General features: G+C 70.0%; 14 protein-coding genes. 10 read left to right on the forward strand and 4 right to left on the reverse strand.

All coding sequences use genetic code 11. The features are described from left to right. The 8 genes from Q0C41_RS09105 to Q0C41_RS09140 form a co-directional block, all read left to right on the forward strand. A partial coding sequence (locus tag Q0C41_RS09105; protein WP_291983036.1) for a VWA domain-containing protein occupies window positions 1-1,037 on the forward strand: 1,037 nt, incomplete at its 5' end. A 15-nt stretch (window positions 1,038-1,052) separates the two neighbouring features. Continuing rightward, complete coding sequence (ccsA, locus tag Q0C41_RS09110) at window positions 1,053-1,874, forward strand: cytochrome c biogenesis protein CcsA (RefSeq protein ID WP_291983038.1); 822 nt, start codon at window positions 1,053-1,055, stop codon at window positions 1,872-1,874. After that, a complete protein-coding gene (hemA, locus tag Q0C41_RS09115) occupies window positions 1,874-3,190 on the forward strand; it encodes a glutamyl-tRNA reductase (RefSeq protein ID WP_291983040.1) in 1,317 nt (438 codons plus the stop codon). The genes ccsA and hemA overlap by 1 nt, the downstream gene beginning before the upstream one ends. Then, a complete protein-coding gene (gene hemC, locus Q0C41_RS09120; protein WP_291983042.1) occupies window positions 3,187-4,164 on the forward strand; it encodes a hydroxymethylbilane synthase in 978 nt (325 codons plus the stop codon). Before hemA ends, hemC begins: the two co-directional genes overlap by 4 nt. 45 nt (window positions 4,165-4,209) lie before the next feature. Further along, complete coding sequence (gene cobA, locus Q0C41_RS09125; protein WP_291983044.1) at window positions 4,210-5,748, forward strand: uroporphyrinogen-III C-methyltransferase; 1,539 nt, start codon at window positions 4,210-4,212, stop codon at window positions 5,746-5,748. A gap of 5 nt (window positions 5,749-5,753) precedes the next feature. Then, window positions 5,754-6,725, forward strand: a complete 972-nt coding sequence (gene hemB / locus Q0C41_RS09130) for a porphobilinogen synthase (RefSeq protein WP_291983046.1) — start codon at window positions 5,754-5,756, stop codon at window positions 6,723-6,725. Window positions 6,726-6,763: 38 nt separating this feature from the next. Then, window positions 6,764-8,080 (forward strand): glutamate-1-semialdehyde 2,1-aminomutase, encoded by a 1,317-nt coding sequence (gene hemL, locus Q0C41_RS09135; RefSeq protein ID WP_291983047.1) that lies wholly within the window; start codon window positions 6,764-6,766, stop codon window positions 8,078-8,080. 7 nt (window positions 8,081-8,087) lie between these two features. Beyond that, on the forward strand, window positions 8,088-9,071 hold the full coding sequence (locus Q0C41_RS09140; protein ID WP_291983049.1) for a histone deacetylase: 984 nt from the start codon (window positions 8,088-8,090) through the stop codon (window positions 9,069-9,071). Here the strand turns inward: Q0C41_RS09140 and Q0C41_RS09145 are convergent. Further along, window positions 8,995-9,303, reverse strand: coding sequence for a hypothetical protein (locus Q0C41_RS09145; protein WP_291983051.1), 309 nt, complete (start codon window positions 9,301-9,303; stop codon window positions 8,995-8,997). The two genes, Q0C41_RS09140 and Q0C41_RS09145, sit on opposite strands and share 77 nt — an antisense overlap. Before the next feature lie 244 nt (window positions 9,304-9,547). Here Q0C41_RS09145 and Q0C41_RS09150 point away from each other — a divergent pair, with 244 nt between their 5' ends. Together Q0C41_RS09150 and Q0C41_RS09155 are read left to right on the forward strand one after the other, a co-directional pair. Beyond that, window positions 9,548-10,042, forward strand: coding sequence for a hypothetical protein (locus tag Q0C41_RS09150; protein ID WP_291983053.1), 495 nt, complete (start codon window positions 9,548-9,550; stop codon window positions 10,040-10,042). Window positions 10,043-10,130: 88 nt separating this feature from the next. Beyond that, the gene (locus Q0C41_RS09155) at window positions 10,131-10,778 is read left to right on the forward strand and encodes a hypothetical protein (RefSeq protein WP_291983055.1); all 648 of its coding nucleotides are present in this window, start codon (window positions 10,131-10,133) and stop codon (window positions 10,776-10,778) included. A gap of 189 nt (window positions 10,779-10,967) precedes the next feature. Here Q0C41_RS09155 and Q0C41_RS09160 read toward each other — a convergent pair whose 3' ends face one another. Genes Q0C41_RS09160 through Q0C41_RS09170 form a run of 3 tightly spaced genes read right to left on the reverse strand, consistent with a single transcriptional unit; the run spans window position 10,968 to window position 15,620 of the window. Continuing rightward, a complete protein-coding gene (locus Q0C41_RS09160; protein WP_291983057.1) occupies window positions 10,968-12,407 on the reverse strand; it encodes a mechanosensitive ion channel family protein in 1,440 nt (479 codons plus the stop codon). A gap of 2 nt (window positions 12,408-12,409) precedes the next feature. Then, complete coding sequence (locus tag Q0C41_RS09165) at window positions 12,410-13,549, reverse strand: M48 family metalloprotease (protein WP_291983059.1); 1,140 nt, start codon at window positions 13,547-13,549, stop codon at window positions 12,410-12,412. A 19-nt stretch (window positions 13,550-13,568) separates the two neighbouring features. Further along, window positions 13,569-15,620, reverse strand: a complete 2,052-nt coding sequence (locus Q0C41_RS09170) for a CHASE2 domain-containing protein (RefSeq protein ID WP_291983062.1) — start codon at window positions 15,618-15,620, stop codon at window positions 13,569-13,571. Window positions 15,621-15,662: the final 42 nt, after the last annotated feature.

Consider the following 15,662-nt stretch of genomic DNA (forward strand, 5'->3'; position numbering starts at 1 on the left):
GCCATGTCGTGATCGGCGGCGTCCTCGCGCTCGCGCTCGGTGCCAGAGTCGGCACGCAGGCGCCAGTCGCACCAGCCGCGCCCGCACCGGCCGCGCCCCAGGCGCCCGTCACACCGGGCGCCCCTCCGGCTGAGCCGGGCGTCTCCACCGATCAGCCGCCCGCGCCACCAGCCGCGCCCGAGCAGCCCACGTTTCGCGCCGGCGTCGAGGTCGTGTCCCTCAACGTGACGGTCACCGAACGTGACGGCCGCTTCGTGAGCGGCTTGCCCCAGGAGGCCTTCTCCGTGTTCGAGGACGGCGTCAAGCAGGACGTCATCTTCTTCTCGGGCACCCAGTTGCCGACCGCGCTCGGCCTGCTCGTGGACACGAGCGCGAGCATGAACGACAAGCTGCCGACCGCCCAGCGCGCGGCCATCGGGTTCGTGGAGCGCATGCGCACCGACGACATCCTGACCGTGGTCGACTTCGACAGCCGCGCCGAGATTCTCCAGGGCTTCACCAGCGACCAGGCGCGTCTGGCCGCCGCAATCAAGCGCACGACCGCCGGCGGTTCGACGTCGCTCTACAACGCGGTCTACATCGCCCTGAACGAGTTCAAGAAGATTCGCGCCGCCAGTGCCCAGAACGAGGTCCGTCGGCAGGCCATCGTCGTGCTCTCGGATGGCGAGGACACGTCCAGCCTCGTGCCGTTCGAGGAAGTGCTCGAGCTCGCCAAGCGGACCGAGGTGCAGATCTACGCCATCGGCCTCAAGGACGGCGGGGGCAAGGGCCGGCCCATGGGCGGCTTCAGCGAATCCGACTTCGTGCTCAAGCAGTTCGCCCAGGAGACCGGCGGCAAGGCGTTCTTCCCGACCAGCGCCGAGGAACTGCCGGCCATCTACGGCGCGGTCGCCGACGAACTCGCGGCGCAGTACACCGTCGGCTACGCGTCGCGCAACCAGCGCCGCGACGGCCGCTGGCGGCGCGTCGTCGTCCGCATCGAGCGGCCCAACGCGATCGCCCGTACCAAGCAGGGCTACTACGGGCCGACCGAGTAGGCCCGCCCCCGTGCCATGAGCCTCGCCGTTCTCTATGCCGCGACGTTCGGCGCCTACGTCTGGCACTTCAGCAGCCAGAAGGCGCTGGCCGGCCGCATCGCGACGGGCCTGCTCCTGGTCTCCGTGCTCGTGCACACGTTCGTGCTCGGCATGTACACGATGGACCTCGGCGTGCCGCCGATGGCCGGCCGCACCGGCGCCGTGTCGACCTTCGTGTGGATGCTCGCCATCGCCTACCTCTCGGTCGAGTTGTCGACCGACGAACGGGGCATCGGCATCTTCGTCACGCCGCTGCTCGTGGCGCTGCAGGGCCTCGTGGCGCACGGCGCGATGCCGACCGACGTGCCCGAGTACTTCCGGGCGCCGTTCGTGGCGGTGCACGTCGGCGCGCTGCTGTTCGCCTACGCCAGCTTCGCCCTGGCCTGCGTCATCGGCATCACCTATGTCCTGCTGTTCCGCGAATTGAAGCGCCGCACGCCCGGCGTGTTCTTCCAGCGCCTGCCGTCCCTGCAGGTGCTCGACCGCATGAACATGCGGGCGGTGGGGATCGGCTGGCTGCTGCTGACGATCGGCCTGGTCGGCGGTGCCGTCTGGCTGCGCGACGTCAGCATCCACATGGCCGACGATCCGCGCCTGCCGCACATGACCATCACCGATCCCAAGATCCTGATGGCCGTCATCACCTGGGTCGTCTACGGCATCCTGCTCGGCACGCGCCGGTGGGCTGGCCTCACCCCGCGCCGGGCCGCCTGGCTGTCCGCGCTCGGCTTCGCCATCGTCCTGCTGAACTTCCTGCCCGTGGCGTACTTCTTCGCCCGGAGCCACAACTTCGCCTGATGCACCTCGTCCTGGTCGGCCTCAGTCACCACACGGCGCCCCTCGAGGTGCGCGAGCGGATTGGCATCAGCCGCTCGATGGTGCCCGCCGCGCTCGATCGCCTGGCCACCGACGGCTGCGACGACGCGGTGCTGCTGTCGACGTGCAACCGCACCGAGGTGTACGCCGTGGCCGCCGATCCCGCACTGATGGGCGAGCGCATCATCGGCTGCCTGGCCGACTACCGCGGGGTGAGTCGCGAGGACATCGACGCCGCGCTGTACGTCCGCATGGACGCCGACGCCGCCCGTCATCTGTTCCGGGTGTCGGCAGGACTCGATTCACTGGTCGTCGGCGAACCCGAGATCCTCGGACAGGTGAAGGACGCCTACAAGGTCGCCAGCGAGTCGCGCGGGACCGGCAGCGTCATCAATCGGCTGTTCCATGGCGCGTTCGCCATCGGCAAGCGCGTGCGCACCGACACCGGGCTCGCCGAAGGCGCGGTGTCGCTCAGCTACGCCGCGGTGACGCTCGCGCGCAAGATCTTCGGCGACCTGGCGCGGCGCAAGGTCGTCGTCTTCGGAGCGGGCGAGATGGCGCGCCTGAGCGCGCTGCATTTCCATCAGCACGTCGCCGGCACGACCGTGGCGACGCGCCGGCAGGATCGCGGTGAGGTCCTCGCGGCCGAGATCCACGGCCAGGTGGCGCCCTGGGATGCCAGGTTCGATGCCCTGGTCGACGCCGACATCCTCGTCTCTGCGACTGGATCGCCAGAGCTGGTGCTGACCGATACCGACATGCGCCGGGTGCTCGCCGCACGCCGCGGCCGCCCGATGTTCGTGGTGGATCTCGCGGTGCCGCGTGACGTCGCCCCTGAGGTCGGCGCGCTCGAGGAGGTCTTCCTCTACAACATCGACGACCTGCGGGGGATCGTCCAGGAGAACCTGGCGCGCCGGCAGGACGCCGTATCGAAGGCCGAGCGACTCGTCAACGACGAGGTCTCGGCGTGGTACGCCTGGCTGCGCTCGCGCGCCGCCATTCCGACCGTCGTCGCCCTGCGGACGCGCTTCGAGCGCGTGCGCCAGGCGGAGCTGGACCGGCTCGCGCCGCGGCTCGCGGCCCTCGGCCCGGAGGCGCGCGACCGCGTCGACGAGATCACGCGGCTGATGGTCGAGAAGCTGCTGCTGACCCCCACCGAACAACTCAAGGCCATCGACGACCACGACACCATGGATGCCTGCTCCGCGGCGCTCCGCCGCCTGTTCGCCCTCGACGAGGACGCTGCGGCCGCCGAGGCCGACCGGGCCGACGCCGCTCGACGAGGCACCCGTCGATGACCGTCACCTGGCGTATCGGCACCCGCGGCAGTGCCCTTGCGCTGTGGCAGGCCCACACCGTCAAGGCCAGGCTCGAGGCCCTGGGCGTGGCCCCGTGCGAGATCGTCGTCATCCGGACCGACGGCGATCGCCTGCAGGAGGCCCCGCTGTCCGACATCGGGGGCAAGCGGCTCTTCGTGAAGGAAATCGAGGACGCATTGCTCGAGGGCGAGATCGACCTCGCCGTGCACAGCGCCAAGGACATGGCGGTGACGCTGCCGGTCGGCCTGCACATCGCCGGCGTGTTGCCGCGTGCCGACGCGCGCGACGCCGTGGTGGTGCCGGAGGCCCGCGGCCTCTCCGACGCCACGCTCGCCGACCTCGCGGGGGCGCTCGGTCCGACGCCCCGCATCGGCACCAGCAGCGTCCGCCGCGTCGCGCAGTTGCATCGACAGTTCCCGGGCGCGGAGTTCCTGCCCGTCCGCGGCAACGTCGACACGCGTCTGCGCAAGCTCGACGCCGGCGAGTACGACGCCCTCGTGCTCGCGGCGGCCGGCCTGCATCGACTGGATCGCGGGTCACGCATCAGTGGCTGCCTGCCGGTGGACGTCTGCATCCCGGCGCCCGGCCAGGGCATCGTCGCCATCGAGTGTCGCGAGGACGCGGACGACATCACGCAGACGCTGGTGGCGATGAGCGACGCGGCCGCCGACGTCGCGCTGCGGGTGGAACGCGCCCTGGTGGCGGCGATCGGCGGCGGCTGTCAGCTGCCGCTCGGGGCCCATTGCCGGCAGGGCGAGGACGGCAGTCTCGAGCTGCTGGCCTGCGTCACCTCGATCGAGAGCGAGCACGAGGTGCGCGCGATCGGGTTCGGCGACGCGAGCGATCCCGAGGCCCTGGGCGAGCAGGTCGCCGAGCGATTGCTGGCCGACGGCGCCGGGGCCATCCTGGATGCCGTGCGCGAGTACGATGGCCCGCTGCCCGCCGACGAGTGACCGGAGCCGCGTGCTCCCGATCCGCTTCGGCAGTAAGATTCAGTCATGACTTCCGTGTCCATCGTGGGCGCTGGCCCTGGGGACCCGTCCCTCATCTCCGTGCGCGGGCTGCGCTACCTGACCCGTGCCGACGTCGTCGTTCACGACACGCTGATCGACCCGCGACTGCTGCGCATGGCCCGTCCCGATGCCGAGTGCATCGACGTCGGTGATGCCGCGCCGGGCGAGATGGCGCAGGATGCCATCTGCCTGCTGGTCGCGGAGAAGGCGCGCGAAGGCAAGTCGGTGGTCCGGCTGAAGTGGGGTGATCCCTTCGTCTTCGACAGCGGCGGCAAGGAAGCCCTGTTCCTGCACGAGCAGGGCATCCGCTTCGAGGTGGTGCCGGGGATCCCGGCGCTGGTGGGCATTCCGGCGTACGCGGGCATCCCGGTCACCTATCCCGGCTCGGGCAACACGCTGACCTTCATCCGCGGCTACGAGCACGGCGAGGAAGCCACGCCCGACCTCGACTGGCACCAGCTGGCCAAGGTCGACGGGACGCTGCTCTGCTACGCCGGCCCGCGACAGCTCGCGCGGGTGGCGACCTCGCTGCTCGACCATGGGCGCCCCGCCGACGACTCGGCGGCCATCATCTACAACGGGACGACGCCGCAGCAGCGCACCGTGTCGGGCACGCTGGAGAGCCTGTCGCAGGAACTCACGGCCCGTCCCCCGCAAGTGCCGGCCGTGCTGGTGGTGGGGCCGTCGGCGGGCCTGCGCGAGCACCTCCGCTGGTTCGACGAGCGGCCGCTCTTCGGCACGCGCATCGTCGTCACGCGGTCGCGGGAGCAGGCGGGCGACTTCGTCGATCGTCTCCACGATCTGGGGGCCGAGGTCATCGAGGCGCCGTCGATTCACATCGAGCCGCTCGACGACTACGACGAAGTCGACCGTGCCATCGAGCAGATCGCGAGCTACCACTGGCTCGTGTTCACGAGCGCCAATGGCGTGGACCACTTCATGCGCCGCGCCCTGGCCCGCGTGCGCGACATCCGCGACCTGCACGGACCGCGCATCTGCGCCGTCGGCCCGGCCACGGCCGAGCGGCTGCAACGCCTGCACCTGCGCGTGGACGTCATGCCCGAGGACGATCATGCCGAGGGCGTCATCGCGGCGCTGACGGCCGCAGGCAGTCTCGAGGGCCAGCGGATGCTGCTGCCGCGCGCGGACATCGCGCGGGAGATGCTGCCCGAGGAGCTGCGCCAGGCCGGCGCCGAGGTCGACGACATCGCGGCCTACAGCACCGTGCGCGCCACCTGGGGCCAGGAAGGCCAGCCCGACATCTACAAGAAGCTGCTCGAAGGCGACGTCGACATCGTGACCTTCACGAGCGCATCGAGCGTCCGACATTTTGTGACCAATCTCGGCGAGGAACAGGCGGCCGACCTGCTGCAGCAGGTGTTGGTGGCGTCGATCGGTCCCGTGACCGCGGAGGCTGCCCAGCAACTCGGCGTGGCCACGAGCATCATGCCGCAGGCGCCGTACACGATTCCGTCGCTCGTGGACGCCATCGTCGCGCACGTCCGCAGCCGCCGCCAGCGCTGAGCCTCATGGCCCTCGACCTCACGCACCGCCCTCGTCGTCTTCGCCGCACGCCGGGCCTTCGGGCGCTGGTGCGCGAGACCCATCTCGAGCCGTCACAGTTCATCTACCCGTTGTTCGTCTGCCCTGGCGAGGGCGTCCACAAGCCGATTGGCTCGATGCCCGGCGTGGCGCAGATGTCGGTGGACGAGATCGTGCGGGAGGTCGAGGCGGCCGCGGGTGACGGCGTGACGTCGGTGCTGCTGTTCGGGTTGCCGGCGCACAAGGACGAGCGTGGCAGCAGCGCCAGTGACCCGCAGGGGCCCGTGCAGGCGGCCGTCCGTGCCATCCGCGCCGCGCAGCCGCAGACCGTCATCGTGACCGACGTCTGCCTCTGCGAGTACACGTCGCATGGCCACTGCGGCCTCGTGACCGACGGCATCGTCGAGAACGATCCCACCGTCGATCTGCTCGTGCAGGAGGCGCTGTCGCATGCCGAGGCCGGCGCCGACGTCGTGGCGCCGTCGGACATGATGGACGGGCGCATCGGTGCCATCCGCGACGGGCTGGATCGCGGCGGGTACGCCGACACGGCGATCATGAGCTACGCCGCGAAGTACGCCTCGGCCTTCTACGGGCCGTTCCGTGAGGCCGCCGAATCGACGCCGGCGTTCGGCGACCGCCGCAGCCATCAGATGGATCCCGCCAACGCGCGCGAAGCGCTGCGGCAGGTGGCCCTGGACATCGATCAGGGCGCGGACATGGTGATGGTGAAGCCGGCGCTTCCCTATCTGGACATCCTCTGGCGGGTCAAGGACACCTTCGGGCTGCCAACGGCGGCCTACCACGTCAGCGGCGAGTTCTCGATGGTCAAGGCCGCGGCCGCCAACGGCTGGATCGACGAAGCCCGCGCGATGATGGAGTCGCTGGTGTCGATTCGGCGCGCCGGGGCCGATGCCATCATCACGTACTACGCACGACACGCCGCGCGGCTGCTCTGACGCACGCGCCGGATTCCCCCTCTCGAGGTCACACGCGCATGGCAGAGCGACAGGCAACGCGGTCGGCGAAGTTGTTCGCGCGGGCACAGCAGGTGATGCCCGGTGGCGTCAGCAGTCCCGTCCGGGCGTTCAAGGCCGTCGGCGGCACGCCGCGCTTCATGAAGCGCGGCAAGGGGGCGTCCATCACGGACGAGGATGGACGGACGTACCTCGACTACGTGATGTCGTGGGGGCCGCTCATCCACGGCCACGCGCCGAAGGGCCTGCTGAGCGTGCTGACGAAGACGGCCCGGCACGGCACCAGCTTCGGCGCCCCGACGTGTCTCGAGATCGAGATGGCCGAACTGGTGCGTTCGCTGGTGCCGTCGATGGAACTCGTGCGCTTCACGAGTTCCGGCACCGAGGCCGCGATGAGCGTGCTGCGCGTGGCCCGGGCCGCGACGGGGCGTGACGCCGTCCTCAAGTTCGCCGGCTGCTATCACGGCCATGCCGACGGCTTCCTCGTCGAGGCCGGCAGTGGCGCCGTGACGCTCGGTGTGCCGACGTCACCCGGCATCCCGAAGGCCGCCGCGGCCCTCACCCTGACGGCACGCTACAACGACCTGGCGTCGGTCGACGCCGTGGTCGGGCGCGTGAAGGGCGGCGTGGCCGCCGTGCTGGTCGAACCCATCGCCGGCAACATGGGCGTCGTGCCTCCCGAGCCAGGCTTTCTCGAAGGCCTCCGCGCGTTGTGCGACCGGAGCGGCGCCCTGCTCGTCTTCGACGAGGTCATCAGCGGGTTCCGCGCGTCGCGGGGCGGCGCGCAGCACCTGCTCGGGGTACGGCCCGACCTGACCTGCCTCGGCAAGATCATCGGTGGCGGGCTGCCCGTGGGCGCGTACGGCGGTCGCGAGGACCTGATGCGCATGGTGGCGCCCGATGGGCCCGTCTATCAGGCCGGCACGCTGTCGGGCAACCCGATGGCCATGGCGGCCGGCCTCTGGGCGCTCTCCCAGCTGTCCGACAAACTGTACGCGAAGCTCGAGCGCCTCGGCGCCCTCCTGGCCGAGGGCCTCTCCGAGTCCGCGCACCGCGCCGGCACCGACGTCAGCATCAACCGTGTCGGGTCGCTCCTCACCGTCTTCTTCACCAATCAGCCGGTGAGGAACTACGACGATGCGAGGGGGGCGGACGCGGCGGCCTACGGGCGGTTCTTCCAAGCCATGCTCGCCCAGGGGATCTACCTTCCTCCGTCGCAGTTCGAGGCGTGGTTCCTGTCGGGCGCGCACACCACCGACCACGTGGACACGACCATCCGGGCGGCGCGCAAGGCCTTCAAGGTGGCAGCTCGAGGCGAGTCGGCACCCACCCCGTAACACCTGCGTGCGGGCGTTCTACTGCGATCACTTCGTCCTGCCCCTGCCGGCCAGCCACCGGTTCCCGATGGACAAGTACGCACGCCTGCGGGCGCGCGTCCTCGAGGACGGCATCCTGCCCGCCGACGCGTTGCATGAGCCCGGGGCGGTCGCCTGGGACGACCTGACGCGCGTCCACACCGCGGACTACGTCGCGCGCGTGCGTGACGGGCAGTTGACCCGCGAAGAGCAGCGGCGCATCGGTTTCCCGTGGTCGCCACAGATGGTCGAGCGGTCACGCCGATCCGTGGGCGGGACCCTCGATGCCGCGAGGGCGGCGCTGCAGGACGGCGTCTCGGCCAATCTCGCCGGGGGCACGCATCACGCCTTCCGCGACCGCGGTGAGGGCTACTGCGTGTTCAACGACGTCGCCGTCGCGGCCGCCACCCTGCTCGACACCGGTCGCGTCCGACACGTCGCCGTGATCGATCTCGACGTGCATCAGGGCAATGGCACGGCGGCGATCTTCGAACACGACGCGCGCGTCTTCACCTGCTCGCTGCACGGCGCGTCGAACTATCCGTTCCGCAAGGAACGCAGCGACCTGGACGTGCCGCTGCCCGACGGCATCGCCGACGACGAGTATCTGGCGCACCTGACTGGCGCGCTCGACCTCGTGCTCGCGTCAGGTCCGGATCTGGTCTTCTTCGTCGCGGGAGCCGATCCCTATGAAGGCGATCGACTGGGTCGCATGCGCCTGACCGAGGCGGGGCTCAGGCGTCGCGACGCCATCGTGCTCGGTCGGTGCTACGCGGAGCGCGTGCCCGTCGCCGTGAGCATGGCCGGTGGCTACGCGCCGGACGTGGATGCCATCGCGCGCATCCACGCCGGCACGATTGCCGAAGCCGCGGCGTGTGCGCGGCTGTGGGGCCGCGCTATTCCTTGCCGGCCTTCGCCTTCGCCCAGCGGCGCTTCTGCGCCTCGGCAATCCGGCGACGAGCATCGGCACTGAGCTTGCGCTTCTTGCGCACCTTGGGCGCGGCCGTGTCGGCCGCAGCCGGGGCGGCGGCGGCGGCCGGCGCGGCTCCCCTGGCTGATGTGCGCAGCTTGCGCGCCTGCGACTCGAGCTCCGCCAGACGCGCGCGCGTGGTGGCGATCTCCTGCTCGAGACCATGGAACGCCCATGTGAGCAACTCGCGACTGCTGCCGATACCTGTGTTCGATGACTTACGTGTCTTTGCCATGGCCATGACTCCGGGAGGGGAACGCCTGGTAAACGCCCAAGCATAACGTGATTTCTCCCGGCAGCCTGCAAGTGTGGCGCTAAGTGGCAGTACCACCTGCGGGCGAAGGTTATCCGCGACTTAGCCGTCACCTATCGTGAGATGGTCCTGTTGCAGCGAGACCGACGAGGACACGCAGGAATGCCACACCGGGCGATGCGGTTGCTCGAACGCCTCAGTCGCGGATAACGTCTCTCCTGTTCAGATGGCCGTACGACGCTGGCTTCCGATCGTGCTGGGCATGCTGATGGTGCTCGTCCTCGGCATCATCGCGCTGGCGGGCAGCTGCGCCTACGTCGTGCGTCAGCAGGTCGCCGTGACGACCGCCGCCTCTGCCAACGACTACGAGCGCGAGGCCGCCGTCATCCTGAAGCGATTCGCCGGAGTCGCCCCGATCGTCGTGTCCGGGCCCGCGGGGCCCGAGATGTCCCGCAAGGTGCTGGCCGAGCGACGCAGGCGCGGGGGAACCGTCGCCAACCTGCACGTCCTGGTGTTCTCCGCGCGCGAGCGCACCCTCGTCAGGCTGACCGTGCCGATGTGGTTCCTGCGGCTGTCGCCGGACGGTCGCATCGACATCAACCGCGACGAAGTCGGCCTCGACAACCTTCGACTGTCGATCGAGGACGTCGAGAGTGCCGGTCCCGGTCCGCTCTTCCTGCGCAAGAGCGACGAGTCCCGTGTGCTCGTCTGGACCGAATAGGACAACGTCGAGGTGTCCTGGTGAGCGGACACGGGCGCTGGCACGCCGCTTGATTCCTTCCCTGGTGTTCGCCCCGAAGGAGGACACCATGACACGGACCCTTGCCACTCTCGCCGTCGCGTCGCTGATCGTCATCGGCACGCCAGCGGCGTCCTCGTCTCAGCCCGTCGTGGCCCGCGCCCAGTGGGGTCAGTCGCGCGGCGACGTCCAGCGCGTCTACGACAATGGCTACCGGTCGGGCCTGCGGGAGGGCGAACGCGATGCGCGGAGCGGTCGCCGTCGCGACTACCGGCAGCACGACGAGTTCCGCCGCGGCAACAGCGGCTGGGGCTGGGGCAACGGCGGTGGCAGCCGCGATGCGGACCTGTTCCGTCGAGGCTTTGCCGAAGGCTATCTCGCCGGGTACGACCGCTTCCGTGGCAATGGCGGCTACGGACGCCCCGCCTACGGCTATCCCGACGGAGGTTACCGTCCGCAGGGCGGCTGGGACCCGCGGGACGGTGGCGCCTACGGACGATCGCCCGCATCACAGCGCGGCTTCGAGGACGGCTATCGCGACGGGCGGAACGACGCGCGCGACAACGATCGCTACGAGCCGACGCGCAAGAAGAAGTACCGCGAGGGCGACGAGGGCTACAACGGTCGGTACGGGTCGCGTGAGCAGTACAAGTACGAGTATCGCCAGTCGTTCCAGCAGGGATACGACCGTGGGTACCGGGAGGGGCGCTATCGGTAAAGGTGGCGCGCGCGCGGGCCGATTGGGTAGGCAGGCGTAGGCGGCTGGCAGATGTCCGGCGACGCGACCAACGGACGCACCCGTGCGTCCAACCCTTCAGCACAGCAGGACAGCACACGGAGGCGCAGGCGGGTATACCGCCGCGCCTTTCGTGTTTTCCGGCGGATCATGACCGTCGCCGCCGCGCGGTCAGCCCAGCCGCAGGAACCGCTTCATCCGGGCCACCAGCGTGTGCGGGGGCTCGAGCGCCTTCAGGTGGCGCTGTGCCGTGTCGGCCGAGAGGGACTCCAGCTCGAGCCGCCGCCGGGACACGGCGTCGGCCAGCGTGTCGAGCACGCCCTCTGAGGCCGTCGCCAGATCGCGCAGCACGCTCTCGTCGAGCTCGAACACCAGCGTGTCCTCGACCGCCGTGACCGTGGCCGAGCGCGGATCGCCCGTCAGCCACGACATCTCCCCGAAGATCTCGCCCACCTGCAGCCGTGCGACCTCCAGGTCCTCCGGCCCGAGACTCACCCGGGCGACGCCACGCCCGATGAGATACGCGGTGCCCCCGGCCGTGCCCTGCCGTACGACCACTTCGCCGGCGCCGTAGAGTCTCGGACGAGCCGATGCGGCCAGTTGCGCGCGCGCGTCGGCCGTCAGTCCGCCCAGCAGCGCGCTGTTGCCGATCAGCGTGTGCAGGTGCGCCTGCTCCGGGAACGTCACGACGGGCATGTCGCCGCCGGCATACTCGACCTGAATCGGAAACGGGATCTCGATGCCGTGACGCTGGAAGGTGTACCAGATGGCCGTGCGCATCTGGTCCTGCGCCATCGACGATCGCTCCATGTCCTGGATGAAGCACCGGCACCGATAGGTGATCGACGAGGTGCCGAAATCGAGCAGCTGCACGTCCGGCGGCGGCGTCGGCATCGCCAGGGGGACCTGGGCGATGGCCTCGACGATGATCGCCTTCACGTGATTGGGCGGCGCGGCGTAGGCCACGCCGACGTCGACGAAGATGCGCGTGGGCGGCGCCGGCTCCGAGAAGTTGACGATGGCGCCATCGGCGATGCTGCTGTTGGGGAGGGCGACCAGCGTGCTCTCGCGCGTCCGCAGGACGGTCGATCGCCACGAGATCTGGGTGACGCGGCCCTCGTGGTCACCGACGCGAATCCAGTCGCCGACCTTGTAGGGCTGGTCGGCCTGCAGGGCGAGTCCGGCGATGGCGTTGCCGAGCGTGTCCTGCAGGGCCAGCCCGAGGACCACGGCGCCGGCGGCGGCCGTGAGCTGGAGTCGATCGTTGAAGAAGAGGACGACGACGGTGGCGAAGATGGCCACCGTGATGGCGTCCTGGAGAATCGCGGGCAGGTGCGCCGGCAGGCGGTCCTGTCGGTACGGGTTCACCGCCAGCACCACGATCAGGTTGCTGGCGGCGAGCACCAGCAGCACGGGCTCGATGGTGCCGAGGGTGCGCGCGATGCCAGGCGGCGTGCCCACCCACAGGGACACGACGTGGGCGATCAGGTACGCGCTGGCGAGCGCCAGCGACAACACCAGCTTGCGCTTGACATAGGTGTTGCGGGTGCCGGCCCGAGCCGCGAGGGCCAGGGCCAGCACCAGCACACCGATCAGAACGGGTATCGACACGCTTACGTCAGCGACCCGGCCTTCTTGAAGGCCTGCAGGTCGGCGGGCGTCACCTTCACGGCCACCACGGCTGGATTGCCGCCGCCCTTGGCGTCCTTCTCCGGGTCCAGGCCTCGCGCGCCTCCGGAGCCGACCACCTGGGCCGACTTGGATTCACTGCCGCCACCGGACACCAGCTTGCCGAGGCCGAAGCCCTTCTTCTTGGGTGCCTCCTGCGGCGGGTCGGCCTTGGCCGTCGTGCCGCTCTTGCTGTCCTTGGCGCTGGCCGAGGATCCGCCGGCCAGACCCTTCGTGCCCGCGGCAACGGTGGCGATCTGCGACTGCGGCACCGGCTTGTACTTGATCGTCGCCTTGTAGCGGTCGGCCACCAGTTGCGTGCCGGCCAGCTGGCCCTTCGTGATGGTCGTGGTCAGCTTGTCCTGACGCGCCTGCATCTCGGGGTGCGAGCTGAACAGGCCCCGCTTCTCGGTCGCGCTCTTGTTGCGATCGGCCAGCGTGGTGAGGAAGCTGCCGAGCCCCTGCGGCGCGTAGCCGGCCTTGCTGATCAGCGTGATGCCCTGCGTGTCGGCCGCACCTTCGTCGCCGCGGCTGTAGGCGTTGTCGAGGATGTTGTTGTAGGCGGCGTTGGCCAGGAACTCGATCAGGCCGTTGCCGCCGGCCACCTGCTCGGCCGCCGCGCTCTTGAGCGTGTTCTTCTTCAGGGCGTCGATGGTGTGTTCCTCGGCCACGTGGACGATCTCGTGCGCGAGCACGCCGGCCAGCTCCGACTCGTCCTTCATCAGCGCGAGGGCGCCCCGCGTGATGTGCACGTAGCCATGCGGCGCCGCGAAGGCGTTGACGGCATCGGTGTCGAGCACGATGAAGGTCCAGGGCAGGCCCGGCTTCGTGCTCTTCTCGGTGACCGTGCGGCCGACCAGCGTGACGTACTTGTGCACGGCGGGATCCTGCACCACGCCATACCGCTGCCGGACCAGTTCGCTGACCTTCTGGCCGAGCGCCGCCTTCTCTTCGTCGGACCAGTTGAAGTCGCTGACCTGCTTGGCGCGCTTGGCGCCCTGCTCGAGGAGTCCGAACTGCGCGGCCGCCGGGCTCGCGAGCCCGAGCAGCACGGAAAGGGACAGCACTGTGCGGATGACCTTCACGGTTGATGACCTTCCTGAATCACATGTTCGCCACTGGCGGCTCGCCCGACGGCCCCGGCCCACCGGGCTCGACGATGACTTCGTAGATATCGACCGCCACGCTCTTGCCCTTGACCACCACGCTGCCCAGCGGCCGCAACGGCCAGGGCATGCGCAACTGCTGTCGGGTCGCCTCGCTGATGATGATCGCGGTGCCGTAGTCCTTGTTCAGGGACTCGAGACGCGCGCCGAGATTGACGGCATCGCCGATCACCGTGTAGCTGCGCACCTGCCGCGAGCCGATGGTGCCGGCAATCATCTCGCCGGAGTTGATGCCGATCCCGATGCCCAGCGTCGGCCGGCCCTCGGCCGCCCAGCCCCGGTTCAGCTCCTCCAGGGCCCTGACCATCGCCACGGCCGTGGCCACCGCATGCTCGGCGTGATCCTCATCGTCCAGCGGCGCGCCGTACAGCGCCATCACCATGTCGCCGACGAACTTGTCGAGCGTGCCGCGGTGCGCGAAGACGACGTCCACCATCCGCGAGAAATACTCGTTGAGCTGCTGGACGAGCGCCTCGGGATCCCCACGCTCGGAGAGCGTCGTGAACCCGCGCATGTCCGAGAACAGCACCGACATGTGGCGGCGCTTGCCGCCGAGTTCGGCCAGCGCGGGATTGGCCAGCACCTGCTCGTACACGTCCTTCGACAGGTACCGCGAGAACAGCCCCCGCACCTGCCGCTTCTCGCGTCCTTCGACCAGGTACTGATAGGCGAACCCGCTGCCCGTCGCCAGCATCCAGCCCAGCGTGGAGGGCACCAGAGGCACCCACAGTCCGCGTCCGAACGCCGCCACGCCCGCCACGTGGACCACCGCGAGTACCCCCACGGCGCCCGCGACGCCGAGCGAGACCCGCGTCGGCATCACCGCGACCCTTGCACCAACGGAAACGAGCAGCGCGAGGAGAACGCACAACCAGGGCGCGAGGCGGTTGATGACCCGCCCGGACAGGATCATGTCCGCCACATTGGCGTGAATCGTCGGGCCGGACATCGCGCCGGTCTCGCCGAGCGGCGCCGCGAAGACGTCCTTCAGCCCGACCGCCGTGACCCCGATGAAGACCAGCTTGCCGGCGAAGCGCCCCGGGTCGACCAGCGGCGTCTGCCCCTCGAGCAACTGCTGCTCGGAGTAGAAGAGGTCGTAGAAGGAGTAGGTCGGGTAGGTCGGCGTCCGGCCGTCGGGCAGGATGGCCGGACCGCGGTAGCGGATGGCCGCACGACGCCCGTACCGGGTCGGCCCTGCCTCGTCGTCGAATCTCGGGATGGCCACGCGCGGTACCGGCAGGCGGGTGGGACCGATGCGCAGGTGGTCGCCGTCGAGCGCGATGTCCCCGCTCGGGACCTGCAGCGCCATCTGCGCCGCCACCACGCCCAGCGACGGCAGGAACAGCCCGTCGCGCCGGACGAACGGGATGACCTGCCGGACCGGGCCGTCCTCGTCCACCAGCATGAGGTTGTGCCCAAGGGCCATCGCGGCCTCGCCGAGCCCGGGGTACGGGCCCGACAGCCCAGGACGCAGGTCGACGCTGTCGTCCAGGCGATAGGCGCCCTGGGGTGCCGCCGTCAGCGCCCGCTCGACGCCCTGCGCATCCGCGGCCCCCTCGAACACGGCGTCGGCGAGATGGATGACGTTGCCCGCCGCGCGCGTCGAGTCGACCAGCGCCTGGTCGGATTCGGCGCCAGTCCAGGTTGTGCCGCCGGCGTCGAAGCCGGTGCGCCGGTCGCGATCGGTGAGGCTGACGTCGTAGGCCACCGCCCTGGCCGGACCGCGGGCGAGGTAGTCGATGACCGACGCATGCACCAGCCGTGGCCACGGCCAGCGCCCGACGACGGGCTCGAGGCGGCGCATGCTGATCTCGTCGATCTCGACGATGACGATGGACGGATCGGCTCGGGCCGGATCGACGGTCCAGCGCAGGTCGAGGTCGTAGAGCTTCGACTCGATGACGCGGAAGAACGGGAGCTGGCCGAGCGCCAGACCGGCGAGACCCGCGGCGAGCCCGAAGGCGGCGGCGAGCAGGAAGCGGGATCGCATCTAGACGACAAAGCCCCGCATCGCGGGGCTGGTCGACTGGCT

The sequence above is a fragment of the Luteitalea sp. genome (genome assembly GCF_022842525.1).
Lineage (GTDB): Bacteria > Acidobacteriota > Vicinamibacteria > Vicinamibacterales > Vicinamibacteraceae > Luteitalea.

Excerpts from the sequence above, each read along its gene's own strand:
- hemC (WP_291983042.1), top strand. The coding sequence starts at position 3,187 with ATGACCGTCACCTGGCGTATCGGCACCCGCGGCAGTGCCCTTGCGCTG.
- Q0C41_RS09150 (WP_291983053.1), top strand. The coding sequence starts at position 9,548 with ATGGCCGTACGACGCTGGCTTCCGATCGTGCTGGGCATGCTGATGGTG.
- Q0C41_RS09145 (WP_291983051.1), bottom strand. The coding sequence starts at position 9,303 with ATGGCAAAGACACGTAAGTCATCGAACACAGGTATCGGCAGCAGTCGC.
- hemB (WP_291983046.1), top strand. The coding sequence starts at position 5,754 with ATGGCCCTCGACCTCACGCACCGCCCTCGTCGTCTTCGCCGCACGCCG.
- Q0C41_RS09155 (WP_291983055.1), top strand. The coding sequence starts at position 10,131 with ATGACACGGACCCTTGCCACTCTCGCCGTCGCGTCGCTGATCGTCATC.
- ccsA (WP_291983038.1), top strand. The coding sequence starts at position 1,053 with ATGAGCCTCGCCGTTCTCTATGCCGCGACGTTCGGCGCCTACGTCTGG.
- hemL (WP_291983047.1), top strand. The coding sequence starts at position 6,764 with ATGGCAGAGCGACAGGCAACGCGGTCGGCGAAGTTGTTCGCGCGGGCA.
- hemA (WP_291983040.1), top strand. The coding sequence starts at position 1,874 with ATGCACCTCGTCCTGGTCGGCCTCAGTCACCACACGGCGCCCCTCGAG.
- Q0C41_RS09170 (WP_291983062.1), bottom strand. The coding sequence starts at position 15,620 with ATGCGATCCCGCTTCCTGCTCGCCGCCGCCTTCGGGCTCGCCGCGGGT.
- cobA (WP_291983044.1), top strand. The coding sequence starts at position 4,210 with ATGACTTCCGTGTCCATCGTGGGCGCTGGCCCTGGGGACCCGTCCCTC.